Source organism: Acidobacteriota bacterium (genome assembly GCA_009838525.1).
GTDB lineage: Bacteria > Acidobacteriota > Vicinamibacteria > Vicinamibacterales > UBA8438 > VXRJ01.
On sequence record VXRJ01000018.1, the window covers coordinates 550309 to 576771 of the forward strand.

The 26463-nt window shown below is 65.6% G+C and carries 26 protein-coding genes; 20 read left to right on the plus strand and 6 right to left on the minus strand.

The features are described from left to right. Positions 1-9: 9 nt before the first annotated feature. From F4Y45_08330 to F4Y45_08340, 3 genes are all read left to right on the plus strand, one after another. The gene (locus F4Y45_08330) at positions 10-1026 is read left to right on the plus strand and encodes an alpha/beta hydrolase (protein ID MXY24514.1); all 1017 of its coding nucleotides are present in this window, start codon (positions 10-12) and stop codon (positions 1024-1026) included. 85 nt (positions 1027-1111) lie between these two features. Then, entirely contained in the window at positions 1112-1711 is a 600-nt protein-coding gene (locus tag F4Y45_08335) for a DUF1080 domain-containing protein (protein ID MXY24515.1), read from the plus strand. Between the two features lie 94 nt (positions 1712-1805). Beyond that, complete coding sequence (locus F4Y45_08340) at positions 1806-2825, plus strand: lactonase family protein (protein ID MXY24516.1); 1020 nt, start codon at positions 1806-1808, stop codon at positions 2823-2825. On the opposite strand, the gene F4Y45_08345 is transcribed toward F4Y45_08340, so the two are convergent. The 5 genes from F4Y45_08345 to F4Y45_08365 are packed head-to-tail and all read right to left on the minus strand — an operon-like array spanning position 2826 to position 8934. After that, positions 2826-3749 carry an MBL fold metallo-hydrolase gene (locus tag F4Y45_08345; protein ID MXY24517.1) on the minus strand — a complete coding sequence of 308 codons (924 nt, stop codon included), beginning with the start codon at positions 3747-3749 and terminating at the stop codon, positions 2826-2828. A 49-nt stretch (positions 3750-3798) separates the two neighbouring features. Continuing rightward, positions 3799-4863 (minus strand): hypothetical protein, encoded by a 1065-nt coding sequence (locus F4Y45_08350; GenBank protein MXY24518.1) that lies wholly within the window; start codon positions 4861-4863, stop codon positions 3799-3801. Next, the gene (locus F4Y45_08355; protein ID MXY24519.1) at positions 4860-6218 is read right to left on the minus strand and encodes a PQQ-binding-like beta-propeller repeat protein; all 1359 of its coding nucleotides are present in this window, start codon (positions 6216-6218) and stop codon (positions 4860-4862) included. Before F4Y45_08355 ends, F4Y45_08350 begins: the two co-directional genes overlap by 4 nt. A gap of 37 nt (positions 6219-6255) precedes the next feature. Next, complete coding sequence (locus tag F4Y45_08360; GenBank protein ID MXY24520.1) at positions 6256-7641, minus strand: short-chain fatty acid transporter; 1386 nt, start codon at positions 7639-7641, stop codon at positions 6256-6258. 6 nt (positions 7642-7647) lie between these two features. Further along, complete coding sequence (locus F4Y45_08365; GenBank protein ID MXY24521.1) at positions 7648-8934, minus strand: OFA family MFS transporter; 1287 nt, start codon at positions 8932-8934, stop codon at positions 7648-7650. Positions 8935-9036: 102 nt separating this feature from the next. Between F4Y45_08365 and F4Y45_08370 the strand changes: the two genes are divergently transcribed. The 4 genes from F4Y45_08370 to F4Y45_08385 all read left to right on the plus strand — a co-directional run bounded on the left by F4Y45_08370 (position 9037) and on the right by F4Y45_08385 (position 12626). Then, positions 9037-9417 carry a hypothetical protein gene (locus F4Y45_08370; protein MXY24522.1) on the plus strand — a complete coding sequence of 127 codons (381 nt, stop codon included), beginning with the start codon at positions 9037-9039 and terminating at the stop codon, positions 9415-9417. A 78-nt stretch (positions 9418-9495) separates the two neighbouring features. After that, positions 9496-11931: a TonB-dependent receptor gene (locus F4Y45_08375; protein ID MXY24523.1), complete on the plus strand. Its 2436-nt coding sequence runs from the start codon at positions 9496-9498 to the stop codon at positions 11929-11931. 51 nt (positions 11932-11982) lie between these two features. Further along, a complete protein-coding gene (locus F4Y45_08380) occupies positions 11983-12213 on the plus strand; it encodes a hypothetical protein (protein MXY24524.1) in 231 nt (76 codons plus the stop codon). Continuing rightward, a complete protein-coding gene (locus F4Y45_08385; GenBank protein ID MXY24525.1) occupies positions 12210-12626 on the plus strand; it encodes a type II toxin-antitoxin system VapC family toxin in 417 nt (138 codons plus the stop codon). The genes F4Y45_08380 and F4Y45_08385 overlap by 4 nt, the downstream gene beginning before the upstream one ends. Here F4Y45_08385 and F4Y45_08390 read toward each other — a convergent pair. Then, positions 12610-14046 carry a gamma-aminobutyrate dehydratase gene (locus F4Y45_08390; protein ID MXY24526.1) on the minus strand — a complete coding sequence of 479 codons (1437 nt, stop codon included), beginning with the start codon at positions 14044-14046 and terminating at the stop codon, positions 12610-12612. The genes F4Y45_08385 and F4Y45_08390 overlap by 17 nt on opposite strands. Before the next feature lie 109 nt (positions 14047-14155). Here F4Y45_08390 and F4Y45_08395 point away from each other — a divergent pair, with 109 nt between their 5' ends. From F4Y45_08395 to F4Y45_08455, 13 genes are all read left to right on the plus strand, one after another. Then, positions 14156-15367 (plus strand): MoxR family ATPase, encoded by a 1212-nt coding sequence (locus F4Y45_08395; GenBank protein MXY24527.1) that lies wholly within the window; start codon positions 14156-14158, stop codon positions 15365-15367. Further along, on the plus strand, positions 15358-16275 hold the full coding sequence (locus F4Y45_08400) for a hypothetical protein (GenBank protein ID MXY24528.1): 918 nt from the start codon (positions 15358-15360) through the stop codon (positions 16273-16275). The genes F4Y45_08395 and F4Y45_08400 overlap by 10 nt, the downstream gene beginning before the upstream one ends. An 18-nt stretch (positions 16276-16293) precedes the next feature. Further along, a complete protein-coding gene (locus tag F4Y45_08405; protein MXY24529.1) occupies positions 16294-17412 on the plus strand; it encodes a hypothetical protein in 1119 nt (372 codons plus the stop codon). 27 nt (positions 17413-17439) lie between these two features. Next, positions 17440-18570: a VWA domain-containing protein gene (locus F4Y45_08410; protein MXY24530.1), complete on the plus strand. Its 1131-nt coding sequence runs from the start codon at positions 17440-17442 to the stop codon at positions 18568-18570. Between the two features lie 30 nt (positions 18571-18600). After that, the gene (locus tag F4Y45_08415; GenBank protein ID MXY24531.1) at positions 18601-19272 is read left to right on the plus strand and encodes a hypothetical protein; all 672 of its coding nucleotides are present in this window, start codon (positions 18601-18603) and stop codon (positions 19270-19272) included. 1 nt (position 19273) lies between these two features. Next, positions 19274-20362 carry a VWA domain-containing protein gene (locus F4Y45_08420; GenBank protein MXY24532.1) on the plus strand — a complete coding sequence of 363 codons (1089 nt, stop codon included), beginning with the start codon at positions 19274-19276 and terminating at the stop codon, positions 20360-20362. A 65-nt stretch (positions 20363-20427) separates the two neighbouring features. Then, positions 20428-21501 carry a class I fructose-bisphosphate aldolase gene (locus F4Y45_08425; protein ID MXY24533.1) on the plus strand — a complete coding sequence of 358 codons (1074 nt, stop codon included), beginning with the start codon at positions 20428-20430 and terminating at the stop codon, positions 21499-21501. Next, positions 21473-22576, plus strand: a complete 1104-nt coding sequence (locus tag F4Y45_08430; GenBank protein ID MXY24534.1) for a DUF2817 domain-containing protein — start codon at positions 21473-21475, stop codon at positions 22574-22576. The genes F4Y45_08425 and F4Y45_08430 overlap by 29 nt, the downstream gene beginning before the upstream one ends. Before the next feature lie 21 nt (positions 22577-22597). Next, complete coding sequence (locus F4Y45_08435; GenBank protein ID MXY24535.1) at positions 22598-23356, plus strand: M48 family metallopeptidase; 759 nt, start codon at positions 22598-22600, stop codon at positions 23354-23356. Beyond that, positions 23353-24129: a DUF1698 domain-containing protein gene (locus F4Y45_08440; protein ID MXY24536.1), complete on the plus strand. Its 777-nt coding sequence runs from the start codon at positions 23353-23355 to the stop codon at positions 24127-24129. Before F4Y45_08435 ends, F4Y45_08440 begins: the two co-directional genes overlap by 4 nt. Then, the gene (locus F4Y45_08445) at positions 24126-25022 is read left to right on the plus strand and encodes an NAD(P)-dependent oxidoreductase (protein MXY24537.1); all 897 of its coding nucleotides are present in this window, start codon (positions 24126-24128) and stop codon (positions 25020-25022) included. Before F4Y45_08440 ends, F4Y45_08445 begins: the two co-directional genes overlap by 4 nt. Positions 25023-25046: 24 nt before the next feature. Then, a complete protein-coding gene (locus tag F4Y45_08450) occupies positions 25047-25748 on the plus strand; it encodes a CoA transferase subunit A (protein MXY24538.1) in 702 nt (233 codons plus the stop codon). A gap of 43 nt (positions 25749-25791) precedes the next feature. After that, positions 25792-26451, plus strand: coding sequence for a CoA transferase subunit B (locus tag F4Y45_08455; protein MXY24539.1), 660 nt, complete (start codon positions 25792-25794; stop codon positions 26449-26451). The last annotated feature ends 12 nt before the right edge of the window (positions 26452-26463 follow it).

Sequence of the window (26463 nt, forward strand, 5' to 3'; positions counted from 1 at the left end):
AGGTGGCCGATGGTGAAGCCGGAACCTACCCGCCGCGAGTTCCTTAGGCGCGCAGGCGTGGCGGGCGCCGCCGCGGCCCTGGCAAGCCGCGCGCCACGGGCGGGGGTAGAGGCGCAGGGCCGATCCACCACACCGACGCTTCGCAGCGTCGACACCCCGGTCCTCACGGTCGGCTACGAGGAAAGCGGGAGCCCGGGCGGTTTTCCGGTCGTGCTGCTCCACGGGTTCCCCTACGACATTCGCGCCTGGGATGGGGTGGCGCCGCCCCTCGCGGAGGCGGGCTACCGTGTTCTCGCGCCCTATCTCCGCGGCTACGGCACCACCCGGTTTCGCGATCCCGACGCGCCGCGTATGGCGGAACAGGCGGCGATAGCGCAGGACTTGGTCGACTTCGTCGACGCGCTGGGACTGGAGCGGGTTGCGACGGCCGGGTTCGACTGGGGAAACCGCGCCGCCTGCATTACGTCGATTCTCCATCCCGGGCGCGTACGCGCCCAGGTGGCGATCGGTGGATACTCGGTGCAGGACACGGTTTCGACGTCAGTGCCTTCTCCCTCCGCGCTGGTGGAGGCGCGCCTCTGGTACCAGTGGTACTTCAACACGGAGCGCGGCCGGGCCGGCCTGGAGGCGAACCGCCATGCCATCTGCCGCCACCTCTGGGAGACGTGGGCTCCCCAGTGGGAGTACACCGACGACGTGTGGGAACGTTCGGCGCCGTCGTTCGACAATCCCGACTTCGTCGAGGTGGTCATCCATTCCTACCGGCACCGCCACGGCTACGCCCCTGGCGAGGAGCGCTTTCTCGATGTCGAGCGGCGGCTCGCCGAACGTCCGCCAATCACCGTGCCGGCGATCGTGCTGCGCGGGGCCGACAGCGGCTTCGGCCGGCCATCGGAGGATCCGACCGGCGATCAGCGCCGCTTTACGAACCTTGTCGCCCGCCGCATCGTCGAGGGAGCCGGCCATGATCTTGCGCCGCAACGTCCCGACGCGGTGGTGGACGCTCTGCTGGAGTTGCTGGAATAGTCCACGTTAGTCGTCAAGTCGGGGGACACGGGCGGTATACTTCGCGTCACCACAAGCCCGAAGCGGGCACGCAAGGAGGATGAAAATGAACCGGTCACTGTTGCGCACGAGCTTCGCAGCCTTTGCGTTGATCGCGGTCGCCGGACTGGCGTTCCAGTCTGCGCCCGCGGTTACGGCCCAGGGCGGCTTCACCACGCTCTTCGACGGCTCCAATCTGGACAACTTCAATCCAATCGGCGATGCCAACTGGGAGTTGGCCGACGGCGCCGTGCAGGCCAACAGCGGCAGCGGCTTTCTGGTGACGAAGGAGTCCTACGCCGACTTTGAATTGACGCTCGAGTTCTGGGTGGACGAGCCGGCCAACAGCGGGATCTTCATCCGTTGCGCCGATCCGACGACGGTCACCGACCGGAACTCGTACGAGGTCAACATCTACGACACTCGGGCGGATCAGACCTACCGGACAGGCGGCATCGTCCACATCGCGGCGCCCGCCAGCGTCATCAACGCGGGCGGTCAATGGAATACCTACGAGATTACGGCCCGCGGCACCCGCCTGCAGGTGACCCTCAACGGCGAAGAGATGGTCGACGTCGAAGACACCCAGTTCGCCGAGGGCCCGATCGCCCTGCAGTACGGCGCGGGCGTCGTCCGATTCCGCAACGTTCGAATCCGGGAGCTGTAACCCGGAGCGCGCCGTTTCGGTACGCCGGTCTGGTGCGCCGGTCCGGTGCGCCGGTTTCCAAACCGGCACGTAGACCGCAGGAGGGAGGATCGCCATGCAGACCCGACGCCACATGTACGTCGCGCTCCAGGATGACGATCGGATCGCCATCTACACCATGGATGCGTCCGGCGGCCTCCACCATCAGGAGGATGTCGCGGTGGAGGGCGGTCCAGCACCGCTGGCTCTCTCGCCAGACCGCCAGGTGTTGCATGTCGGGCGCCGGGGCGCCCAAGCCGTTTCGAGCTACCGCGTCGATCAGCGGACCGGCAGCCTCTCGCTGATTGGCACCGCGCCGCTTCAGGGCGAGCCAGTCTACGTCGCGACAGATCGGACCGGACGCTTCGTGCTGTCGGCCTACTACTACCAGAGCACGGCGGCGGTCCACCGTGTCGGCGACGACGGCGCCGTCACGTTCCCGCCGGTAGAGTGGCGCTACACGTCGCATGGCGCCCACGCGATCCTGACCGACCGGTCGAATAGCTTCGCCTACGTTCCGCACATCGCAAACCGCGGACCCAACGCAATCTTCCAGTTCCGGTTCGACGAGCGGAGCGGTCAACTGACGCCCAACGATCCGCCACGGCATGACCCGGCGGAGTATCTTGGGCCGCGCGCGCTGGCCTTCCACCCGACGCTCGACGTCGTCTATTTCTCCGACGAACAGGGGAGCAGCGTCACTGCCTATTCGATCAGCCCCACCGGCACGCTCGAGCCGGTTCAGACGATTCCGACCCTGCCGGCTGACTACACCGGCGCGAACACCTGCTCGCAGATTCGCGTTTCCGCGTCGGGGCGATTCCTTTTTGCGCCCAACCGCGGCCATAACAGTGTCGCGAGTTTCCGTGTCGATCCGTCCTCGGGCCACCTCACCTTCGTGGACCGGGCAAGTACGGATCCCGTCCCCCGCGCCTTCGGGCTCGATCCCGGCGACCAGTATCTCTTCGCGACCGGCCAGCAGACCGGCCGCCTAACCGCTTACCGGGTCGAGGAGACCGGCGTCCTGACCCCCCTCGAAACCTACGAGGTGGGCAACAACCCGATGTGGGTGCTCATGACCACCCTCGACGGGTAGCTATTGCTCGCCGTAGACCCACTCGATGGCGCGGCGTAGGCCGCTCGCCGGAGCATCAAAGTCGCTGTACCGGCTTGGCAGGCTGTAGGCGGCGACCGCCTCGTCGATGGAGCGGCCGGCGGCATGGGAATTCTCGGTCTGGTCGACCATGTCGTTGTAGAAGCCGCTGAAGTTGACGAAGTCATCCCACTCGAGCAGCGTGTCGTTGTGACCGGAGATGACGAGGTCGACGTTGCTGATGCCGGCGACCGCCTTCTCGAGGGTGGAGCCGAACTCGACCGCGCTGCCGTTGCCGTTGGCGACATCGATGAAGGGCAGGCCCTTCCGCTGGAACATGTCGCCGGTGTGGATCGTGCGCGCGGCACGGAAGACGACGAACGTGTCGCCATCGGTATGGCCCCGGCCAAAGTAGTACAGGTCGATCTGATCGTCACCGCTGAACAGCGAGTGCGTGTCGCTGTAGGTGGTCTGCGGCAGGTACTTTGCATTCTCGCCCTGGAACGCCTCGCAGTTGGTGACCGGCTCGCAGCTCGGTCGCGCCATCTGCGCGCGCGTGTTCTCGTGCACGACGAAGTCGACCGTATCCGGGAACTCGTTGTTCGCGCCGGTATGGTCATAGTGGGTGTGCGTGTTGATGATGGTAGTCACCGGCTTGTCGGTGATCTCGCGCACGCGCGCCATGATGTCCGGCCCGTAGCCGGCGATCTTCGTGTCGACCAGGGTCACGCCGTCGTCACGGACGTAGACGGCGGTGTTGCCGCCGGACCGCATTCCCTGTTGGGCCGGGTCGTTGGCGAGCATCCAGAGGTTGTCGGCAACCTCGTGGATCAGGATGTTGAAGTTCTCCTGCCGCGCCTCGAAGGTGCTGGTGGTCAGGAACAGTCCGACGAGGACGAGAGCGGACAGAACCGTGCATCGTCTCATTTCACTACCTCCTTCCGGCGCGGTCCGGACGCCGTGCGCTCGTGCCGCGTCATTGCGCTACCTGGCTGAGGACGACTACGTCACCATCCTCGTAGGTGTGTGACCTGCGGTGGATGGTCCCGTCTATGAGAAGGACAATCCCATCTCCGACCGCGACGTCACGCACGGTGCGCGGCGTCGCGTACGAACCAACCACTCGGGGAGCCTCCGGCGTCGACAGATCCACCACCGAGAGGCCGGCCGGCCCGTCGGCCACATAGGCGAGGTGGTCGCGAAGCTCGGCCCGGTGCGCATCGCCCGGCGTCCGAAACGTGGTGATTAGCGTGGGCGCCGACGGGGCGGAAACGTCGTAGATCTGCAGCGTGCCGCGCGGGTCGACAGACGGCGCATCGTCACGAAGCGCCCGGAGGGGGTCGAACGGGACGCCGCCCACGAGCACCGCAACGTGAGGCGCACCGTCCAGGATCTCGACGTGACGAGGCGCCGACGCGGATTGCAGCGACCCGACCGCCTCCAGAGGATCGGGCGCCGTCATGTCGAGCACGTAGAAGCCGGCGGGATGGTCGACGGCATAGGCGCGCGATCCGAACATGGCGACGTCACGCGCGTAGCCGTCGGTGTAGACAGAGCCGACCTCGACCGGCGCGTCCACGTCGGAGATGTCGATGATGTCGACGCCCGACATGTGATCCGCCACTACGGCGTGCCCTCCCGACACCGCGACGTTCTTCGCCTGCCCGGGAGTGGCGATAGACCCGCGCGGGCGCGGGGTGTCCGGATCGGATACGTCCAGGATCCAGAGGCCGGAGTGCCCCGCCGCCACGTAGGCGAGGGCGCCGGCGACATGGAACCCCCAAATCTCCTCCGGGAAGGCATGTTCACCGCGCCGCACGGGCGCCGCCGGGTCGGAGAGGTCGAAGATCGTCAGCTTCATGCCACGCGTCAAGTAAGCGAACGTCCCTTCGGCCCGGACCAGGTCGACTGGTCCGGGTATGGTGGCAGCCGGCGTGAAGCCCATCGACTGGGCCTTCACCGAACCCGCCGTCAGCGTTGTGACGAGAACGGCGGCGCCGAATGCTGCGGCAGACGCGAGGACGGGATGCCGCACGCTCACGCGCCGCCCCCTTTCGAGAGGCAGTAGAGACTTCGCTGAGTCCGGATGATCAGGTTACCTCCTGCCACGGCGGGGGTCGCCAACGCCATCTCATTGAGGCGGTTCACCGCGAGAATCTCGAACTCGCGGCCCGCCCGGATGACGTAGGTGTCGCCATCCTCGCTCAGGACGAAGACCCGGTCGTTGTATGCCCAGGGCGAGGCGGTGAACCCGCTGCCGGGGCGGAGCCGTGTCCGCCCGTAGATCTCCGCGCCGGTGGCGGCGTCGTGCGCCAGCAGCATCCCCCGGTCGAGCAGCGTGTAGTAGATACCCTGGTAGACCAGCGCCGACGTGACGTAGGTGCCGAGCATCGGCTGGAACCAGGCAATGTAGGGGTGGTCGGTCGGGTTGTCCGGGTCGAGCGAGATGTCGCCCGAACCGCCCGGCCGCACCGCGTAGACGGGTCGCACGGCCGAGCCGGGATAGCCGGAGCTGAGGTAAGCCAGCCCGTTGCTGGCGAAGGGGCTCGGCGCGACATTGACGGTCATCCCCTGCAGCTCCCACAACACGTTCCCGTCGAGATCGTAGGACCGTACCCTGCCGCGTCCCGTTGTCACGAGCTCGGTTCGCAGGCGGTTCTCCCACACGAAGGGCGTCGACCAGTTCTCGGTCTCGTCTCGTACGACGCGCCACACTGGTTCGCCGGTCCCGGCATCGAAGGCGGTCAGGAACGACTCGGTCGTGTTGTCGTTGACAACGTAGAGACGGCCGTCGTGGAGCACCGGCGATGCGGCAGTGCCGAACTCCTGTCCCCCGTTGAATGCGCCGACATTCCGGGTCCACACGATCTCGCCGGTCTCCAGTTCCAGTGCCGCGACCAGGCCGATGGTGCCGAAGTAGACGTAAACGCGCTCACCGTCCGTGACTGGCGTCTCGGAGGCGAAGCTCGACTTGAGGTGCCGCTTGATGGGAGGCAGGGCCGCCCGCAGTTCCTGCTCCCACCGCACCGCGCCGGTGGAGAGGTCGATGTCGAGAACCAGCCAACGGTGCTCCGCCGCCGCGTCCTGCTTGCCATGCTCGTCGCCCGGGTCGTAGAGCCCCTTGACCGGCTGCGGCTCTTCCCCGGCACTGATTGCGGTCGTCACGATGACGTGGTCGCCCCAGACGATCGGCGAGCTCCAGCCGAGGCCCGGAATATCGGTTCGCCACCGGACGTTCTCCGTCTCACTCCAGGTCTCGGGCAGGTCGGGATGAGCCGGAGCAACGCCATCATCAGCGCCCCGGAAGCGGGGCCACTCGCTGGCTGACAGGACGGGAAGCGCGATCAGCGCGATCGACAGAAGTCCGACCGCTGCGGGCAATGACCTGCGCCGCATGATTGCGCGAATTATAGTCCCGGCGCCCGCACCGTCACTACAAGTTGGGCGGGATCAGGAACATCGCGATCACGCTGATGATCGTACAGACGATGGCGACGATGCCGGTATAGCCGAGAACGTCGCCGAACTTGAGACGCGTGACCGTCAGGATGGGAATCGCCCAGAACGGCTGGATGAAGTTCGTAATCGAATCGCCGTAGGCGTAGGCCAGCACCGTGGTCGTCGGGGATACGCCCAGCTCCCTCGCCGCGGGCAGCAGATAGGGCGCTTCGATCAGCCACTTGGACCCGCCGGACGGCACGAAGAGGTTCACGAAACCGGAGTAGAAGTAGACCACCGCCGGATAGGTCTCCGTGGTGGCGAAGGTAACGAAGAGTTCGCCCAGCCAGGCGCCCAGCCCGGTGTTGTTGATGACGCCGAAGATGCCCGCATAGAACGGAAACTGCAGGATGACGCCGGAAGCAGTGCGTGCACCGTTTCCGAACGCCCGGACGATGTTGGACGGCCGGCCCTGAAGGAGCAGCGCCGTCACCAGGAAGACCGCATTGTAGGCGTTGATGGTCCACGTGGCCCCGAAACCGCGGGTGACCATGGAATAGCCCAGGGGATAACCGATCAGGATCGCGGCGAGGACTATCCAGCCTCGAAACGCCTCCATGCGGTGCGCCGGGCTCTGGGGCGGCTGTTCGTCGGGAAGCGCCGGCATCATCTGGTCGATCTGCTCGGAGCTCAACGTCTGGATGTTCCGGCGCGGATGGAGCAGCATCACCGTCCCCAGGGCGACCGCCCCGAGAATGGCAATGAAGATGAGATTGAACGGGATGAACAGGGTTTCGGTGACCGGGAGCACGCGGTCGATGATCGGCTCGCCGGCGGCCGGCGCCAACAGCGGATTCCCGGGCGTGGCGAGGATGAGGGGCGCCGATCCCGACAGGCCTCCGTGCCAGACCGTGCAGATTCCGAGATAACCCGCTGCGATGATCAGGCGGATGTCGGCTTTCGGATTGCGACGCGCGATAAACGGGACGAAGAGGGCCGAGGCCACTACGCTGAGGGCCCAGTTCATGTAGCCGGTGACCAGTGAGTAGGCGCCGATCACGGCGATCGCCTGGATGGGCCGATCGCTGTCTGGAAGGCCGGCCAGCCAATCGAGGAAGCGGTAGACCGGCCGGGAGGCGACGCAGGCGTGAGCCGCGATCATGGCGATGGAAAACTGCATCGCCAACTCGAGCAGCGCCCACATTCCGTCGCCCCAGGCCAGTACCGACTCGTTCAGGGTCGCCCCCGCGCCCACCATGGCCAGCACGATCGCCAGGACGGTCAGGATCATGCAGACGACCCACGAGTCGGGAATCCAGCGCTGGGTGAACCGGCACAGGCGGTCGCCCAGTTCGCCGACGAGCGTGATGAGGCTGCCCATCGGGGCTCAGGCGGCGCTCCGGTCCGACCCGGGTGCGGCCGGCTGCCTTGCAAGCATCAGCGAGCCTAGCGCCACCACCGACAGGCCGGCGGCGAGGTAGAACGCGTACTCGTAGGTGCCGGTGGCGTCGAAGACGCGCCCCGCGATGACCGGTCCGACGATGCCGGCAACACCCCAGGCGGAGAAGAGGAGGCCGTAGTTGACCCCCATGTTCCGCGTGCCGTAGAAGTCCGCGCACGTGGAGGCAAAGACCGATAGCAACGTCCCGTAGCCGTAGTAGATCAGGACGAGCAACAGGTAGAAAAGCACCACTTGTCCCGCGAAGAGCGGGAACAGCGGCAGCGCCGCCGCCGACAGCAGGACCATCAACCGGAGCGTGTTCAGCCGGCCGAAGGTATCCGACATCCATCCCGACAGCACGCGGCCGCCGGTGTTGCCTATTGCGCCGATCGTCAGGCCCAGCGCCGCCGCGGCGCCCAGTCCCGCTGCTTCGCCGACAGGAACGAGTTGGCTGATCACCATCAGGCCGGCTGCAGCACCGAGACAGTAGGCGACCCAGAGGAAGTAGAAGGTCGGCGTGCGGACCATCTCTCCCGTTCTGAAATCGCGCCCCGCCGCGGGAGCGGCCGCGGGCTGCGCGCCGCCCGCCGCCGGGGCCGCGGCGGGAGGCCGGTAACCCTCGGGCGGGTTCTTCAGCAGATAGGCCGCCACCAGCGTCATGACCAGAAAGATGACGGCGGAGATCTGCATCGTTCCCTGCCAGCCGTAGGCTGGAATAAGCCACTCGCGGGCGAGCGGACCATAGATGCCGGAGCCCGCGCCGTAACCACCTACGACGAGGCCGACGGCAAGGCCGCGCCGGTCGGGGAACCACTTCGAGCAGACGGGAATCGGGATGGCGTAGCCGAAGCCGTTGCCCGCCCCCGCGATGGCCCCGAAAGTCACGTAGAGCCATATGAGCGATTCGGTCTGGCTGGCGAGAAAGAAACCGACAGCGTAAAGGATGCCGCCGAACGCTGCCACCAGCCGCGGTCCGAAGCGGTCCTGGAGGAACCCTGCGACGACAAACCACGAGCCGACCGAAAGGATGGCGATGGTGAAGACCACCGAGACCTCGGTGCGGGTCCAGCCGAAGTCGGCATCGAACGGCGCCACAAAAACGCTCCAGGCATAGATGACGCCCAGCGCGAGGTTCATCAACACTCCCCCAAGGAGCGGTAGCCAGCGGTTATGGACCTGTGCCTCAGTCATGTGGCGTTCCTCCCTCGGCCGCACGAGTGGTTGCCGGCACATTCTACTCCGCGGGCGGCGTTGGGAATGACGCTACAATAGGGTCGGTCGCACGGGGCGTTACGGAACCGGCGGCCAATCCGGGCTTCTCGGGGGTAGACGTCTGTGATCAAGCTTGTTCCGGAAATCTTCGCGGTTGCCACCTTGGTGGCCGGACTGTCGACGGCGGGGCTTGCTCAGTCGGACATCAGCGGCATCTGGGAGATCACCCTGGACACGCAGACCGGTGAACAGGTCTGGACCGCGACGTTCGACCAGGAAGGGACGACACTCGAGGGCGAGATAGACATGAACGATGGCGAGGGGCCGTTGCCTCTCGCCGGCTCGCTCGAAGGCGGAATGATCAAGTGGGGCTTCATCGTCCCGGACCTCGACGGCGATATGCCGATTAACTTCTCCGGCGAGGTGCAGGGCGCCACGATGAAGGGCGACGAGGGCAGTTTTGTCTGGTACGGCACAGGCGTCTGGACCGCGGCAAAGCAGTAGGTGACCCTGCCCGCTCGGGTTGTCCGCGTCCTTTGGATCTGGTGTCACCGGGGAGTGACACAAGCGTATGGAGGGGATATGTTCGCGACGCTTCCTTCTCACGCCGGCCGGTTCCGGCCGGCGCTAACTGGCACCGCCACCTTCGTCGCGCTGCTCAGTGCGGCGCTGGTGCTTGGGCCCGGTGCTCCGGCGGCTTCGGCGCAGGACGACGCTGGCTCGATCATCGGCGCCGTCGTCGACGAGCTGGGTGGGGTGCTGCCAGGCGCGACAGTGACGCTGGAACACGAGCAAACCGGTCTGGTGCGCAGTGCCGTGACCGACGCTCAGGGCATCTACAGCATCTCACGGCTTCCGGCGGGCGACTACGGCGTAACCGTGCTGATGCCCGGCTTCCTGGGCGAGTCGACCACGGTTACCGTCGGGTCTACGGCTGCGAGGCTTGATCTCACGCTGGGCATTGCACCGATTGCCGAGACGGTGGAGGTAACCCGCTCGGCGCAGACGCTGGCGACCGTGCCGAATGCAGTAGCGGTCGTCGGGAACGAACAGATCAACTTCACGGAGCGCCGGTCGTCCCTCGACGAGGTGCTGCGCGGCATTCCGGGGCTGTTCGTGCAAAACCGGCGCAACTATGGACTATCGGGGGGCGTCGGCCTGAGCATCCGGGCGCCGCAGCCTCGGTTCGGCCTGCGCGGTCTCGCAATTATCCAGGATGGCATCCCGATTACCACGGCGGACGGAACGACCGAACCGGGCAACGTCGACCTCGGATCGGTGCGGCGCATCGAAGTGATCCGGGGCCCCAGTTCCGTTCTGTACGGCAACTCCGCCGGGGGCGTGATCAGCCTGTTCACCGAAATCGATCCGAGCCGCCGGTTCGCCATCCGGCCCGATCTTCAGTGGGGGAGCAACGGCTACCAACGCCAGCAGGTGCGGGCCGACGGACACAACAACAGCGGGACGAGCTTCATGGGGAGTTTCACCCGCTTCCAGACCGACGGCTGGCGCGATCACAGCGAGGCGGATATCCGCCAGACGAACGTAGTGGTGCGCCAGGCGGTGGGCGCCCGTTGGCACCTCACGGGGGTTTTTAATCACTACGATTCGCCGTTCGCGGAGAGCGCCAGTTTCCTGACGGCCGCGCAGGCCGGCGACCCGCGCCTGCCGGCGGCCGAGACTGCCAACGCCAATCCTCGTCAGGCCCGTCCCTGCATGGGCCGGTTCGGCTGTTCGGGGCATCGCAGCGCGACCGTGGCCGAGCAGAACTGGGGTGAGATCGCAAGGCAGGGGCAAGGCGGCGCCACTCTGGAGTACCGCTTCGCCGGCACGCAGGTTTTTCGGGCGACCGGCTGGGCATCCAATCGGAAGCTGGATGCAGGCGGCGTCGGCCAGGTGATCGACCTGAGCCGCCAGGGTCGCGGGCTCCGCTCCGAGTACCTCGGCGCATCGGAGAGCGGAGCGGTCACGTGGACCACCGGCGTCGACGTCGCCACACAGGACGACGACCGGATGGAGTTCGGATTCATGCCTCCGTTCGCCCCCGGGAGCACGTCCCACCGTGCCGAGCTCCGGCTCGATCAGCAGGAACAGGTTCTTTCGGCCGGTCCCTTTGCCCAGGTCGGCCTTTCGCCGCACGCGCGCGTAACCTTGACGGCCGGCGTCCGATACGACTACTACCGCTTCCGTGCAATCGACCGCCTGTTGGCGGACGGCGATCAGTCGGGGGAACGGACGATGGGCGCGGCGAGCCCGTCGGTCGGCCTGACGGTGGCGGCGACGGAGAATCTCAACCTGTACGGCAACGTCTCCACCGCCTACGAAACGCCGACGACCGTCGAGCTATCCAACACGCCGACCGGTGAGGGCGGGTTCAACCAGGCGCTCGATCCGGAACGGCTCCGGAGCGTCGAATTTGGTATCCGCGGCCTCGTGGAGCCGGCCCGTCTGCACTACGACATCGCCGTTTACCGCGCCCGCGTGCTTGATGCGTTCGTGCCGTTCAACCGGCCCGACGATCGGACCTTCTTCGCCAACGCCGGCGAGACGGACCGCACCGGCCTGGAGTTCTCGATCAACTGGCAGCCGGTATCCGTCTTCAGTGCGCGTGCGGCGTACACTCGCCAGCACTTCGTCTTCGATGAGTTCCTGCTCGGTGGCCACGACTTCAGTGGCAATCTGGAACCGGGGACGCCACCGCACCGTTTCTTTGCCGGGATCGACTACGCGATTCCGGGCGGACTTCGGGGCAGCATGACGGTTCGCCACGTCGCTGAGTTCACGCTGACGAACGACGAGAGCCAGTCAAACTGGGCCCACACCGTGGTCGACCTTCGTTTCGGTCTCGATCAGCAGGCGGGCGATGTCGAGATCCGTCCGTTCGTCGGAATCGACAACCTGTTCGGCGTGCGCTACAACTCGTCCGCCATCACGAACGCCTTCGGCCGCCGCTACTACGAACCTTCCCCCGGCCGGGAGATCTACGTTGGCATCACTTTCGGGGGCGGCGTCCGGTAGATAGAAACCGAGATGCTTGACATGCAAGACGGATGACATCAACTTGAATGCATGGCCAAGCTCATTCAGGTTCGGAACGTTCCGAATGATGTTCACGGTCACGTGAAGGCCCGCGCCGCGCTCGCAGGTATGTCCCTGTCCGACTATGTCTTGCGTGAGATCGAGGCGTCGCTCGCCAGGCCGACACGTGAGGAGCTCTTCGCCCGCATTGCACGGCTGCCGCCCATCGATCTCGATCCGTCGCCGGCCGATGTGGTGCGGTATGACCGCGACAACCACTGAAATCAGTGGCCGTCGTTCTGGACGCTTCGGTCGTAGTTGAACTTGTACTAGGCACGCGTTCCGGCGAGGGAATCAGGCGCGCCCTTCCCGCGCCGCAGGTTTCGTTGCACACCCTCGACTTAGTCGATCTCGAGGTGTTGAACGCGCTCCGTCGCTACGTGGGCAGCGGAACGGTTGAGGCCGGCAGAGCGGCTCTTGCTGTCGATCATCTGAACGAGTTCGATCTTCTCCGACGCAGTCACCGGGCGATGCTGCATCGCATCTGGTCGTGGCGCCACAATCTGACGCCGTACGACGCAGCGTATGTGACGCTTGCCGAGGCGTTGAGCGTCCCGCTCCTGACAATGGACCGGCGCCTCGCCCAGGCGCCCGGTCTGCCCATAGACGTTGACGTGTTTACTCCACCTTCGTGATCCCGGCCAGGCGCCTCGCGTAGGCGACATCCGGTTCGATGTCGTGCTGTCGCCAGATCGTCATCTTCTCTGCCTCGATGCTGCCTTCGGCATGGATGGCAAGGGTGGACTGGTAGCCGGCAAAATCGCTGGCCGTCAGATCCGCGATCAGGTTGATCAGCCGGAGGCGCTCCTCGGCGTTGGGGTTGGCGGCGCCGAGGTAGCGGTCGACGAGGGGACGGAGGGTCGCGTCGTCGAGATCCTCGGCGCTCGGTCCCGTCACCAGGAGACCGCCGGCGATGTCCTGGACCCAGGCAAGCGCCTGGTGGTAGTTGGTGGCGAAGTAGAGCTTCGCGATGTTGATCAACTCGGCGTCGGGCACGGCCACGCCGTCGACGACGCTGGCCTCGCGGGCCGCTTCGCGCGTCATGCCGCGGCAGATTTGGGCATAGCTGATCAGTCGGGCGAGCTTGTCGCGAACATGCCCGGCCTTCAACACCCCGTTGTACTCCGCCATCAGGTGTGAGGCGCCGACGAACAGGTCGACCAGCGGCAGCTTGTAACTGACCGCCGTGAAGCGGTGGAATTCCACGAAGGTCTTCGCGAGCGGGCCCGCCATGGCGACCTCTCCATTCAGGAAGACCCGGTTCCACGGCACCTTGACGTCGTCGAAGACAGTCAGCGTTTCCATCATCTTGTGCCGCGCGCTGAGCGGTTGCTCGAACGCGTTGCCGCGCCGGCCGTATCCGCTCGCCAGCATGGTCAGGCCGGGTGCGTTCGCCGGCACCGCGCAGGCGACCGCATAGGACTCCTCGCCTTCGGCCAGATTGCGCGTCGGGAGCACGATGATTTCGTGCGCATTGGTCGAGACAGACGTGTGCACCTTGGCGCCGCGCAAGGTGATGCCGTCGTTGTCCTTGGCGACGACGCGAACGTAGTAGTCGGGATGAACCTGTGCCGTCGGCCCACCCGCCCGGTTGCCTTTGACGTCGGTCTGAGCGACGGCGACCGCCAGGTCCCGGTCGCGGCAGTGTGCGTGGAACGCCTCCACGCGCGGGAGGTAGGTGGTGCCGAGGGTCCGGTCCATATGACCGGCGATGAGGCGAAGCGCGAAGAGGGCGTCGGTGCCGATTTCCTTGATGAGCACGACCAGCGTGCCGCCCAGCGCCGTTGCACGCTCAATCAGGGCGCTGCGCCGAAGCAGATCGTCCGGCGTGCGCGGGATCTCGTAGTAGCGGGAGTACGGCCCGTCGGGACCGTCAACCACCGCGAGTTCGCGCTCCGCCGCATCCTCGGCCATCCGGTAGTCGATCGCGGCATGTTCAACCGCCAGGCCGATTACCGGGTGCGTGGTCACGTCGTTCACCCGCTCGCCGCGGTACCAGACGTTGCGTCCGTCCCGCAGACTCTCCACGTACTGTTCCGCCGTCATCAATGGCATCGAACCTCCTTCTTCGGACGGTCATGTTGGCATCCCGACGGGAGAAACGCCAGTCGCCCGTGCCCTGCTGGCATCATCGGCGCGGTAGCGCCAAGGCACCGTCGCTGCTATGCTTGGCTGTTTTTCCGACGGAACGTGCCGCCGGTTTGCCGGACGCAGTTGCCGGCGGGGTAGGGGAGTGCCGTTGCCGATGAGTGTCGAGACCAAGCTGGCCGAGGAGAAACCGGCCATCGATCATGATCGCGCGCAGGAGGTGGTTCAACGGTTCCAGCGGGAGTCGACGAAGTGGCTCTACGGGCTGGACGACGCGGCGCGCATTCTCTCCTGGGCCTTCTTCACGCTGCTGCCCTACACGGACAAGCTGAGTCAGGGCAAGAAGCTCCGTCAGCCCCACGTCATGTTCAAGGGGCCGACCGGTACCGGCAAGACGGATCTGGTCAGCGCCTGCGCGATGGCCATCGACGCCAAGTTCGAGCGGATCCAGGGGCTCCCAACTTATATGCCGGAGGACATCCTGGGCTACGAGACCATCGTCGAGGAAGTGGACGGTACCCGCCGTATCCACTTCAAGCCGGGCAAGCTGATGGCGCACATCGTCCTGATCGACGAGGACAACCGGCTCTCCGGCAAAACGAAGGCCGCGGTGCTGGAGGGAATGGAGGAGAGCTCGGCGACGCTGAACTCCGACTACGGCGAACTGGCCGAAGGGAAGATGCTGCCCCTCTTTCCGCTCTCGTGCGACTACAGCGACATAACCGGGCCCCGCTTTTTCATGGTCATCTGCACCGAGAACATCTTCGGCGAAGAGGAGGGCACTTTCGCCAATCCGGTTGCGCAACTCGACCGGACGACGCTCTCCATCAACATGATGGATCCGGAGGACGAAGAGGACGAACTGAACATCAGCGCCCGCAACGTCGTGGGCAAGCAGGTCGAGAAGCTGACGAACCTGTACGAGGTGCTGGAAATCGCGGAGCACATCTTCGATACCGTGAAGATGTCCGACTACGGCCAGCAGTACAAGACCCGCCTGATCCGGAACACGCGTCCGCACCGGGTCCAGGGCCGGTCGACGCGAACCGTCCGCGAGTACATCCGGGTCGGCATCTCGCCCCGGGTTCATTTCCACCTGGAGGCGGTGGCCCGGACGTTCGCCTTCTTTCACGGCGACACCATCATCACGCCGGACCACATCAAGGCGGTGGCCGAACCGGTTCTCGCGCACCGCCTGGTGCTTCGGGAGGGAATGGAGTTCTCGGTCAACAAGGAGGACCTGCTCCGCCAGGTCGTTGCGGACATGGAGGTTCCGCCGTGGAAATAGAGGAGGTCTACGCGCGCTTCCGGGACATCAAACATGGGATCCGGACGCGCAAGAAGTCCCACTCGATGAACTACGGCGACCACAAGAGCACCTACAAGGGATCGGGCTACGACATCGTCGGCGTCGATCAATGGCGTCCCGGCCAGCCGCTGAAGGACATCGCATGGGTGCTCAGCCTGCGCACCTATCCCGAGAAGCTGTTCCGCATCGAGCGGATGGAGCCGAAAGAGCTCCGGACGCTGTTCCTCCTCGACCTCTCCACATCGGTCCTCTTCCAGTTGTCGAAGGCGTCGAACATCGCCTTGCTGATGCTCGACCTGATTGGCAACATCGGACTCACCCGATCGAACGGCCGCGACCCGGTCGGACTGCTGGCCTTCTCGGACCGCGTGGAGCTCTACATCAAGCCGAAACTGGGCAGTTCCCAAATCTTCTACATGGCGGCGCAGATTTTTGAGAAGTTGAAGCTGCAGAGGGAGTTTCCGGAGCGGCGAGCCGCCGACTTCAACGTACCGTTCCGGTTCGTCGCTTCCCGGCTCAAGGTCCGGCATTCGATCATCGTCGTCTCGGACGTGGTCGACCTCGTCAACGACCGCGACTCCATGGACTTTAAGCTGCTCGCCACGCTGGCCGCCAAGCACGATATGATGATGCTGTTACTGGACGATCCCGACGAGTTCAGCTTCCGCAGCCGCATGGGCTACGTCCGGATCGCCGACATGGAAACCGGCCGGCAGACCGTGATTTCTGCCCGCAAGGCAGGCGACATCCGGCGGACCATCGAGGAGCGACGCGCGGAATTGCAGTACATGCTGAAACACAAGGCGGGCATCGATTCGGTCGTGCTCACGCCAGCGAACCACATTGATGAACTCCCGAAGTTCTTCATCGCAAGGACGGCCCGATAGATGCGCGAGCGAGACACCGTGAGGCATCGTCCGAAGCGACAGCCCCCCATCTCCATGTTGCTGGCGATTCCGCTGGTCGCGGTGGCGGCAGGATGGGCGGTTCCACTCACGGCTCAGGAGACCGGCGTGCCGCCTATCGCCATCGAGACGCTGGAGATCGAGCCGACCGTCGTCAAGACGGGCGACCTGATCACGCAGACCTATCGCGTTCGGTTTCCGGACCTGATCGACGAGGGGCGCGAGCTGCTGATTCTCGAAGACCGGATGGCTCCGGAGAACCTGCCGGTCCACCCGTTCGAGGCCGTTTCGCTCGAGGTGGACAAGCGGCAGATAGAAGACGAGCACATCTGGGACTTCGCGTACGGGCTCCGTCTGATCGCGCCGGAGAAGGCCGTCTACGTTATCCCGTCGTTCGGTTTCTATTACCTGATCCGCGACTTGGGTGAAGATATCGAGGACGCGGAGATCCAGCAGGTCGACGGCGGTCAGCGGATGGTCCGCTACGTTACGACCATGAACGACCTGCCGATCCTCGATATTCGCGACACGATAGAACTGGGAGAGTTCGGTGGCTGGGCCGCGCTTTTCCGGGCTATGGCCTGGACCCTCGCGCCGCTGCCACTGGCATTCTGGTTGTTCCTGTTGTTCCGACAGGCCCGCAGGACCGAGACGGTGCCGACTGAGGTGGCTCGCGAACTCGAGGAAATCGAGCGCCTCGAGTCGCTGATGCCGGCGCCGCCATCCATCTGGGAGGCTCGCCGCACACTCCGGAAGCAAGTGCAGGCGCTGCAGGAGGTCCCGACCAGCGACAACGGCTCGCTCCAGGCGTTGACGCGCGATCTGGTGATCGCGACGCGCGAATACCTGCGGGCCGAGCTGCCCGATCTGCGCAATGGAGATACCGCGAAGGACATTCAGCGTTACGTGGACGGGCTGAAGGACGGCGGACGCAAGGAGGCGCTCGCATCGCTCTCGTCGCGCCTGGTCGTCTACCAGGCCGGTCTGGAGCGGGACGACAGCGCGACGATTGCGGATCCGATGGAGGAGGCGGAAGCCATCGACGCGTCGCTCACGGAGCTGCGACCGCACATCCAGCTCTGGCGATCGATAACCGGGTTGTTTGGCGGACGCGGATAAGCGGGGACGGCAGCGGACCAAGACGTCATGTTCTTGCCCTGGAACGAGATCGTCAGCTTCTTCACGACCAGCGTGCAGGAGCTCTTCGAGACCGAGTTCGCCCAGGTGCGCTACGGCAACATCGGCATGGCTACCTGGCTCGCGGTCGCAGTCGGCGTGGTGGCCGTCGCCTCGCTAGCCCGCCTCGTGCTTCGGCAGCGCAAGCACGCACGGCACCATTCCGGCTACCTCATCGATCAGGAGCACAAGAAGCCGCTCTGGGTTCGCGTCGCCCATTCCGTGCCAAAACTGGCCGTGGCCGCCGCGCTGGCCCTGATGGTGGCCGCCTCGGCGGATCCCTTCCTGACCGCAACCGAGGAGGTAACCGGCTACATCGAGTCGCGGGTTCGGGTAGACCTCGTCGACACGTCGGGATCGATGGCGTGGGAGTTCCCCGACACCGGCAAGTCGAAGGCGGAGGTGGCGCGCGACGCGCACCTCCGGTTCCTCGAGATGCGGAGCGGAAAGAACGACCGCGTGTCGCTCTGGCTGTTTTCCACGTATCCCTACATGGTGGACGATTTCGTCATGGACGACGAGCTGTACTACTTCCAGGTCTGGGATGCGCCCTACGTGATGACCCAGCGGCTCGACAAGGCGATGGTGGTGCCGCGCGACAAGGTACGGATTGTGCCCGCGGAGGGAGACACCAACATCATTCGGCCGCTGCAGTCGATCACGAAGCAGTTCGATCAGGACGATGCCGCCCTCGGAAGCGACGACCGGCCGAACCGCGCGGTGCTGATCGTGACCGACGCGGCGGTGGACGAATTCCCCGACTCGGAGTTCGCAGCCCTCAGCCAGCGCAACATCGTGCCCTACATCATCTATATCAACACGTCCGATGCCCGGACGGCGATGATTGGCCACCCGAGCACCCCGCGTCTCATCGAAATGATTCGCGAGTACGGCGGCGACTACTTCGACGTGACCGACGAGGACAGCCTGCAGGAGGCGTACGAGGCGATCGACGAGCGGGAGGCGGTCCGCGTGGAGCAGCGGCACCGCGCGCTGAAGGTGCCTATCTACGCCCGGTTCCTGCTGGTGGCGATGGCGTTCCTGGTAATCGGTATCCCGGCCGGGCTCCTGGCCGAGTTGGTCTGGGGGACAACGCCGTAAGCCGGCCCCGGGGACGAAGGAGAACACCACGTGCGACTGCGACTGACGGACCTGCTCGACCGCGAATCGGCCTTCCGGTTTCTGATCGGCTTCATTCTGGCCCTCGTATTCCTCGCGGCGGTTGCTGTCCCCTCCAACTCCCTCGCCAACTTCTACGACCGGTTGGACAGCCTCAGTGACGCGGTGGACCGGGGCGACTACGAGCAGGCAGACACGGAACTGGCGGCGGTAACCGGCTTCTATGAGAGTAGCCGAGGATACGGCCTCGGCTGGTTCGCCGACGCGTACCTTTTCTCCGACGCGTTCCTGCAGCAGGCTTCCTACAACTACCTCACGGGCGACTATGAAGCGGTGGTCCGCGATCTGGCCGACGAGGTCGACGACCCCCGCGCGTCGCACCTGCTCGCGAGCGCCAAGTTTCAGCTCGCGCGGCAGCGCTACCGGGCCATTCCCGAAGACGATCCCGAGATTGAGCCGAAGAAGCTGGCGATCATCCAGGAGGTCCTCGACGACGTGAACGCCGACTACGAGCGGGCGTTGCGAGGCGATACGTCCGGGCGATTCGACTTCAAGTGGAACTACGATCTGACGAGCGACCCGGAGGCGGTTCGCCGCGCTCTCGAGCCGTTGCGCGAAGCGGAGCCGCCGCAACTCGAGCAGATGCGGGGCGAAGGAACGCCGGTGCGCCGCCGGCGCGGCTGAAATGAACGCCCTGCAGTCGGCCCTGAGCGAGAGCGTCGAGTTCCAGAACCCCGAGTACCTCACCATCGTACCCATCGCCGGACTGCTGATGCTGTTCGGCGTCCTCGTGTTCCTTCTCCGGTTGCGGCTCCGGCCGGCGCGAACGGAGGGATCCATCTACCCCTGGGTCGGCCACATCAAGTTCTGGTTCATCGTGACGCTGGCCCTCGCCGTCCTCGGAGTGGCGGCCGCACGCCCCTTCTGGGTGTACGGCGCGTCGAGCTTCAAGCGCGGCGACGTGGACGTCGCCGTGATCGTCGACGCCTCCGCGTCGATGTGGGTGCGCGACCTCGGTCCTTCACGTCTGGAGCTGGGGGTACGCGAGGCGCTCGGCCTCTACACGCAGGACATCCTGACACCGGGAGACCGAGTGGCGCTGTTCGTCTTTGGGACCACCGCGCTGCGCCAGGTTCATCTTTCGTCCAACGCCGAGCGTTTTGTCGAGCAGGTGGGGCAAATCCAGCCTCCCGATCAGTTGTCGGGCGACGCGTTCCCGTGGGACAGCGACATCGCGACAGCCTTCGAACACGTTTACCAATCGCTGGACAATCAGGACCGGTTCGACAGCGGCGACGAGGAGTGGCAGCCGGTAGAGCGCGACGACCGCGTGGTGCTTCTCTTCACCGACGGCGACTTCGCGGCCGATGCCGAGCAGGTCGTGCGGCTCGACGAGGCGCTGGTCGAATTCCGGCGGCGCGGCCTGGCGATCTATCCGGTCGTGATTGGTTCGCGGACCGGTGCCGATCTGGACATCGTTCTGCAGGACTTCGTCCGCGGGGTCGACTACGATCAGACACTCGAGGCCGATTTGGAAGGGATCAGGACGCGGTTGAACCCCGAGGGGGTTGGTATGTTCGACGCGCGCTCCGGTGGCGGGTCGTTCATCCTCGACAATGCGAACCTGTCGTCGGGATCGTTCCTCCGTAACGCGATCGACGACCACCGCGCAATCACCTTCCAGTTGATCCCGGCCGAGGACAAACAGGAAGTGTGGCAGTGGGTGGTGCTATTCGCCATTCTCGTGATTGTTGCCGCGATGCTTCTTTATTGACGGCGGGTTGGGGAAGAACGCGAACGACAACCACCAGGAGCCGGAGGGACCAAGTGACTACAGGCGTGCTGGAGCGAACCGCAACGGGAGTGAACGGGATTGTCGACATTCTGGGCGAGGATGCCGCCCTGCTGGAGCACAGGTGCGACACGATCCCGGCGGCACGGCTGCACCTCCCCGGACCGGACTTCATCGACCGCTGCGTGGCGACGACGGACCGGCCGGCCCGCGTGCTCACCAGCCTGCAGTCGCTCTTCGATCACGGGCGGCTGGCAGGCACAGGTTACGTCTCGATCCTGCCCGTCGATCAGGGCATCGAACACTCGGCCGGCGCATCGTTCGCGCCGAATCCCGACTACTTCGATCCCGAGAACATCGTCCGGCTGGCCATCGAGGGAGGTTGTAACGCGGTTGCTTCGACGCTCGGCGTGCTGGGCGCGGTTGCCCGCCGCTACGCTCACCGGATCCCGTTCATTCTGAAGTTCAACCACAACGAGTTCCTGTCGTACCCCAACTCTTACGATCAAATCCGCTTCGCGAACATGGAACAGGCGTTCGACATGGGCGCAATGGGCGTCGGCGCGACGATTTACTTCGGATCGGAGGAGTCGGACCGCCAGCTCCAGGAGGTGACGGAACTGTTCCACCAGGCCCACGAACTGGGGATGTTCACCGTGCTCTGGTGCTATCTCCGCAACTCGGCGTTCAAGTCCGGCGGCACGGACTATCACGCGGCGGCCGACCTGACCGGACAGGCGAACCACCTGGGCGTCACCATCGAGGCGGACATCATCAAGCAGAAGCTGCCGGAGACGAACGGGGGCTACACGGCGCTGAAGTTCGGGAAGACGCACCCGAGGGTCTACGACACGCTTACTTCGGATCATCCGATTGACTTGACCCGCTACCAGGTCGCCAGCTGCTACCTGGGCCGGGCCGGCCTGATCAATTCGGGCGGCGCGTCCTCTGGGCAGAGCGACTTAAAGGAGGCCGTCAGGACCGCCGTCATCAACAAGCGGGCGGGAGGCACCGGCCTTATCTCCGGCCGCAAGGCGTTCCAGCGACCGATGGCCGAAGGCGTCGCCCTGCTCAACGCCATCCAGAACGTCTATCTGTCGGAGGAGATCACGATCGCCTGATCCGTTCTCGCCCGACTACGCGACCGCGCGGCAGCGCTTTCGTGTCGCGGCGCATGGCGTCGGCGCGGAGTTGGCGCACCAGCCCGTTGACGGACGCGGGCCCGACGGTGAAGCACTCACCATCGACGTAGCGTTGATGGGCGCCCGAACGCCGGAACGTGCGGTCGTTGTCTCGTCCGGACTGCACGGGGTCGAGGGCTTCATCGGGTCTGCGATTCAACTTGCGTGGCTCCGGCGGCTTGGCGGTGGGGCGGTGGCCATTCCGGCTGACACGCGCGTCGTCCTCCTTCACGGGCTCAATCCCTATGGTTTCGCGTGGCGCCGGCGTGTCAACGAACGGAACGTCGATCTGAATCGGAACTTCCTGGACGCGGAAGAAAGCTACCGAGGGGTTCCTCCCGGCTACGGACTGGTCCACGGGCTGCTCAATCCGCCCAGGCCGCCCGACCGTCTCGATGCGTTCCCCTTTCGTGCGGGATGGGCGATATGCCGGCACGGCCTCCAGACAGTGACGACGGCAGTTGCCGCCGGCCAGTACGATCACCCGGACGGCCTTTTCTTCGGCGGCCTGGAACCGGAGGAATCCACACGCCTGGTGCAGGCGCACTACGACGATTGGATCGGGACGGCAGCCACGGTCGTTCATCTCGACCTTCATAGTGGTCTTGGGCGGTGGGGCAGGGCACAGCTCATCGTCGAACCCGATCAGGGTGCGTACATCAACTGGTACCGCGAGGCGTTCAGACCGGTGCGGACGGTGCTGGCGGGAGAAGATGCCCCTTACGCGGCGCGCGGCACGATGGGGACATGGCTCGCTCGGCGCATCGGCGCGGCCAGGCGCTGCCGTACCGCCGTGGTGGAGTTCGGAACCTACTCGCAGGTGCGCGTCCTGGCGGCGCTGCGGGCCGAGCAGGCTGTCCGTCGGGCCGGAAATCAGTCGTCTCTCCGCGCGGTGGCGGTCGCACGGACACTGATGGACTGTTTTTGCCCCAACGACAGGGGCTGGCGCCAGACGACCGTGCAGGTCGGCGACCGTCTCGTCGAGCAGGCGCTGGCAGCCCGGGTTCCTCGTTGAACTGGTAGGTTCGGCGGTCGGATGCGGCTCGGGTCGGGTGCCGCTGGCAGTTACACTGAACGGATGGCGCAGACGCGCGGCATGCCGTACCTCGTTGGACGGCTCGCCGGAAAGAAGTTCAAGAAGGCGAAGTGGATCTGGGAGTCTGCGGCCGGGAGCGAGGAAGACGCGATCGTCGCGGAGCGGCAGATGGGTCTCGACCTTGCCGCCAAGGTGCGGGAGGCGTCGCGCTTGCCGGTTGCCCCGGAGGTCCAGGCGCTGCTGAATGACATTCTGGCGGCCCTGGCGGATCGCGTTGCAAACCGGGCGCACCGCTTCGAGATAACCGCGCTGGCGGATACCCAGCGGGCCGCATTCGCGCTTCCCGGTGGTTACATTTTTGTCTCGACAGCTCTGGTGGAGTTGGCGGAACGCGACCACGACGAGCTGGCGTTCGTGGTGGCCCACGAGATGGCGCACGTGATCCGTCGACACGCTATCGACCGCTGGCTCACCGACAAGGCGCTGGCGGCGGTTTCGATGGCAACTCCCGCGACACGGCGACTGTCGCCCCTGATCCGGCGGCTGGGAATGGACGGCCTGTCGAAGGCTTACTCGCGCCAACAGGAGGACGAGGCGGACGAACTCGGGGTCAAGCTGGCCAGTGCCGCCGGTTTCGATCCGGCAGGGGCAGTCCGGGTCCTTCAGCGACTCGCGGCGGCCGACGAAGGCTTCTCGTTTCTCTCGACCCACCCGCCGACCGCGGACCGAATTCGTCGCCTGCGCGTCCGGCCGGAGTGACGGCACGTGCTATCCTGCACCGCCCCGCTCCCGATTCCATGCACGGCCCGACCGAGGAACGTCCCCACCAGGTAATCAGCCGGCCCGACAAGGGCGCCACCGCGTGGTCGCGCGAGGGACGGATCCGCCGGCGTTTCGATCGGCGCCTGCAGTTGCTCCGGATCCCGGACGATCTTTCAGGCTGGTCGGTTCTGGACATCGGTGCCTGGCACGGCTTCTTTTCGTTCGAGTGCGAACGGCGTGGTGCCGACCGCGTGCTTGCCGTGGACCGTTTTGCCTGGGACCGCTTCGGCATGGAGGAGTTCCTATCGGCCCACAAACGGCTCGGTTCGCGAGTCGAATACCGCCACGCCGACGTGCACGAACTGGACCCGAGGACAATCGGAGAGTTCGACCTGGTGCTGCTGCTCGGCGTCTTCTATCACCTGCGGAACCCGCTGGCGGCGCTCGAGCGCGTCCGCGCCGTCACCAAGCGGCTGCTGATTTGCGAGACGCACGTCTTGCTGCCGGCGCTCCACGAGCGCTACCCGCTAGTGCCGTTCTTTCCGGGCGACGAGGGAGCCCGCGAGGCGAGCGACGAACTCTGTGCGATGCCGACACTGACGGCCCTGAGGCAGATGCTACAATCTGCCGGCTTCAGCGACGTCGAAACCGTGTACACGCCGTCTTTCCGCTACTGGAAGAAGTTCCTCGCGCTCGTCACCAACCGGCCGCGGTCAGGGCGCGGGATCGTTCACGCACATGTGACGGACGAAGGAGTATCGAGACCATGAAGATTGCCGTGCTGGGAATGGGCACGATGGGCGCCCCGATGGCCACCAACCTGATCAAGGCCGGGTGCGAGGTTACGGTCCACAACCGGACGCGCGCGCGTGAAGAACCGCTCGAGAAGCTGGGCGCCGCGCGCGCCGATTCACCCGCCGCCGCTGCCGCAAGCGCCGAGATCATCCTGTCGTGCGTTTCCGACACCCCGGATGTCGAGCGTGTGCTTCTCGATCCCGAAGGCGGCGCGATCAACGGTCTTGCATCGGGCGGGCTCGTGATCGACTGCTCGTCGATAGCACCCGCCGCGACGCGCCGCATCGCCGATCAGTTCCGCGAAAAGGGGATCGGCTACGTCGACGCGCCGGTATCTGGCGGATCGGAGGGTGCGATCAAGGGAACCCTCACCATCATGTGCGGCGGGAGCGAAGAGGATTTCGCCCGCGCCGAGCCGGTCCTGCAGATCATCGGCGCCAAGGTCACACGCATCGGTCCGGTCGGCTGCGGCCAGATCGCCAAGGTGGCTAACCAGGTGGCGATCACCGGAACGTTCATGGCGCTTGCCGAGGCGTTGACGCTCGCCTACCGGGCGGGCGCAAATCCGGAGCGGGTGGTAGAGGCAATCGGTGGCGGTGTCGCCGGTTCCTGGATCCTCAACAACCGGTCGGACAAGATGCTGAACGACAAGTATCCGCTGGGCTTCCGCACCCGCCTGCATCGAAAGGACCTCGGCATAGCGCTGGAAACCGCCCGCGAGTTCCAGGTTCCTTTGCCCATCGCCAGTCTCGTCGCGACGATCGAGGACGCCCTGATCGCCCAGGGCTATGGCGACGAGGATATGTCGAATCTCGCGCGCTTCGTCCGCCAGGGCGCCGGTGTGCCCGAAGGCCCGATGAAGGCGTAGCGCCGTTCACAGCCCGAGATTGACGTGCGCCGCAAGGTCTATTCCAGTTCCGCCGCCGCCCTCGACGGCCTGCTGCATGACGGAATGACTGTCATGGTCGGCGGGTTCGGCCTTTGCGGCGTTCCCCGCAACCTGTGCATCGCGCTGCGTGATTCGGGCGTCCGCAACCTCACGTGCATCAGCAACAACGCCGGAGTCGACCATGACGGCCTCGGCCTTCTGCTCGACACACGCCAGATCAGGAAGATGATCGCAAGCTACGTCGGAGAGAACAAGACCTTCGAGCGTCAGTTCCTCGACGGCAGCCTGGAGGTGGAACTCAATCCGCAGGGGACGATGGCGGAACGGATCCGGGCGGGCGGGGCCGGTATCGGCGCCTTCTTCACGCCGACCGGTTACGGGACGCCACTCGCCGAGGGGAAGGAGGTCCGCGAGTTCGACGGCCGGCCGCAAGTCCTGGAGACCGCTCTACACGCGGACCTGTCGCTCGTCAAGGCATGGAAGGCGGACGAGGCGGGCAATCTGGTCTATCGGATGACGTCGCAGAACTTCAACCCTTCGATGGCGGAAGCCGGTGTCGTGACGGTCGCCGAGGTGGAGGAGATCGTGCCGGCTGGCGCCATCGACGCGCACCACGTCCACACGCCGGGCATCTACGTGGACCGCATCGTAGTGGGCGAGGATCCGGAGAAAGTGATCGAGAAGCGGACTACCCGCGCCGGCTGATGGCATATCGGCCGGTGGCGCCGCCGGAGCAGGACTAACGACCATGGCGTTGACACGGGTACAGATCGCTGCCCGCGCCGCTCGCGAGATGCGGGACGGCGACTACGTCAACCTCGGCATCGGCATCCCCACCCTCTGCGCCAACCTGCTCCCGGACGGAGTGCAGATCCTGCTCCAGAGCGAGAACGGCCTGCTCGGCATCGGCCCCTACCCGACGGAGGCCGAAATCGACGCCGACCTGATCAACGCGGGCAAGGAAACCGTCACCGCGGTTAACGGAGCCAGCTACTTCAGCAGCGCCCAGAGCTTCGCGATGATCCGGGGACGCCATATCGATCTGGCGATCCTGGGAGCGATGCAGGTGTCAGCCTCTGGCGACCTCGCCAACTGGATGATTCCGGGAGCGATGGTGAAGGGCCCCGGCGGCGCCATGGATCTGGTGTCCGGTGCGAAACGCGTCCTGATCGTGATGGACCACGTCTCGAAGCGCGGTGACCACAAGGTCCTCGCGGAGTGCACGCTGCCGCTGACGGGCAAGGGTGTGGTCGACACCATCGTGACGTCGCTCGCCGTCCTGAAGGTCACGCCCGAGGGGCTACGCCTGCTGGAGCGCGCGCCCGGGGTCGGCGTCGAGGAGATCCGCGCCGCCACCGGAGCCGAACTGCTCGCCGACGGCGATGTCCCGGAGATCCCGACAAGCTAGCGCCGCGGCCTG

Coding starts and splice junctions, on each gene's coding strand:
- F4Y45_08330 (MXY24514.1), top strand. CDS start 10: ATGGTGAAGCCGGAACCTACCCGCCGCGAGTTCCTTAGGCGCGCAGGC.
- F4Y45_08335 (MXY24515.1), top strand. CDS start 1,112: ATGAACCGGTCACTGTTGCGCACGAGCTTCGCAGCCTTTGCGTTGATC.
- F4Y45_08340 (MXY24516.1), top strand. CDS start 1,806: ATGCAGACCCGACGCCACATGTACGTCGCGCTCCAGGATGACGATCGG.
- F4Y45_08345 (MXY24517.1), bottom strand. CDS start 3,749: ATGAGACGATGCACGGTTCTGTCCGCTCTCGTCCTCGTCGGACTGTTC.
- F4Y45_08355 (MXY24519.1), bottom strand. CDS start 6,218: ATGCGGCGCAGGTCATTGCCCGCAGCGGTCGGACTTCTGTCGATCGCG.
- F4Y45_08360 (MXY24520.1), bottom strand. CDS start 7,641: ATGGGCAGCCTCATCACGCTCGTCGGCGAACTGGGCGACCGCCTGTGC.
- F4Y45_08365 (MXY24521.1), bottom strand. CDS start 8,934: ATGTGCCGGCAACCACTCGTGCGGCCGAGGGAGGAACGCCACATGACT.
- F4Y45_08375 (MXY24523.1), top strand. CDS start 9,496: ATGTTCGCGACGCTTCCTTCTCACGCCGGCCGGTTCCGGCCGGCGCTA.
- F4Y45_08380 (MXY24524.1), top strand. CDS start 11,983: ATGGCCAAGCTCATTCAGGTTCGGAACGTTCCGAATGATGTTCACGGT.
- F4Y45_08390 (MXY24526.1), bottom strand. CDS start 14,046: ATGCCATTGATGACGGCGGAACAGTACGTGGAGAGTCTGCGGGACGGA.
- F4Y45_08395 (MXY24527.1), top strand. CDS start 14,156: ATGCTTGGCTGTTTTTCCGACGGAACGTGCCGCCGGTTTGCCGGACGC.
- F4Y45_08410 (MXY24530.1), top strand. CDS start 17,440: ATGTTCTTGCCCTGGAACGAGATCGTCAGCTTCTTCACGACCAGCGTG.
- F4Y45_08420 (MXY24532.1), top strand. CDS start 19,274: ATGAACGCCCTGCAGTCGGCCCTGAGCGAGAGCGTCGAGTTCCAGAAC.
- F4Y45_08435 (MXY24535.1), top strand. CDS start 22,598: ATGCGGCTCGGGTCGGGTGCCGCTGGCAGTTACACTGAACGGATGGCG.
- F4Y45_08445 (MXY24537.1), top strand. CDS start 24,126: ATGAAGATTGCCGTGCTGGGAATGGGCACGATGGGCGCCCCGATGGCC.
- F4Y45_08455 (MXY24539.1), top strand. CDS start 25,792: ATGGCGTTGACACGGGTACAGATCGCTGCCCGCGCCGCTCGCGAGATG.